Below are 334 nucleotides of genomic sequence, written 5' to 3' on the forward strand. Positions count from 1 at the left end.
GGCATCGGGTGTTACCCCGCTTGCGCTGACGCGTTTTATCGGGGGCCGCTTGTCGAAGTTGCGTCAACAGCCGCACGTCGCAAGCCGCTCATGAAAAGCCGCGTGAGAAGCTGCTTATCGAAGCCGCGTCAGCAGCCACTCCTCACAAGCCGCTGATCGAAAGCCGCGTTAAAAGCCCCTCATCACGAGCAGCTCGTCTAAAGCCGCGTCACAACGCACGCATCAAAACCCGCTCAGCACCAGCTTCCCGATCGCGCGCCCTTCCTCGAGCAGGCGATGCGCGCGACGCAGATTGGCCGCGTTGATCGCGCCCAGGTGCTGGCCGACCGTCGTG

At 63.2% G+C, this 334-nt stretch carries 1 pseudogene; it reads right to left on the minus strand.

The annotated features are described in order from the left end of the window. Nucleotides 1–222 precede the first annotated feature (222 nt). Nucleotides 223–334 (minus strand): annotated as a pseudogene (locus SB753_RS35685) (zinc-binding alcohol dehydrogenase family protein); the annotation flags it as partial.

Origin of the sequence: Paraburkholderia sp. SIMBA_053 (assembly GCF_046534895.1) — a bacterium.
In the GTDB taxonomy this organism is placed as follows: domain Bacteria; phylum Pseudomonadota; class Gammaproteobacteria; order Burkholderiales; family Burkholderiaceae; genus Paraburkholderia; species Paraburkholderia caledonica.